We start from the raw sequence: 540 nt of genomic DNA on the forward strand, positions 1-540 counted from the left end.
ACATCGACTGGATCCCGTCCTGGGCGGCGATGATCTGCCGCCACGAGGCGTGCTGGTACTGCACTCCCTGATCGGAATGCACCATCACCCCAGCAGGATTACCGGCCCAGGCGAAGGCCTGCTTCAGCGAAGCGTTCGTGAAAGAGGTCGTGGCGGTGGTGGAGATCCGGTGCCCGATCACCGCATGGTCGAACAGGTCCAGCACCGGTGAGAGATACACCCGCTGCCCGGCCACGGCGAACTCCGTGATGTCCGTGACCCACTTCTGGTTCGGCCGATCGGCCTGGAATTGCCGGGCGAGCCGATGCTCGGCGACCCGGCCCTGGGCGCCACCGGTGTAGCGGCGCCTGCGCCGCCGGCGTACCTGGCACACCAGCCCGAGCTGACGCATCAGCATCAGCACGGTCTTCTTCGCCACCTTCACGCCCTCCCCGGCCAGGACCATATGCACCCGCCGGTGCCCGTACCGGCGGCCGTTGCCGGCCACGATCCTCCGGATCCGGGCCTTCAGGTCCGTGTACCGGTCCACACGATCGGCCA

General features: G+C 67.8%; 1 protein-coding gene. It reads right to left on the bottom strand.

Annotated elements, in window-relative coordinates; all coding sequences use genetic code 11:
* A partial coding sequence (locus AC2W7A_RS13280; RefSeq protein ID WP_485991746.1) for an IS3 family transposase occupies positions 1 to 540 on the bottom strand: 540 nt, incomplete at both ends.

It is taken from the genome of Micrococcus sp. LASM2_SD2, assembly GCF_057364565.1.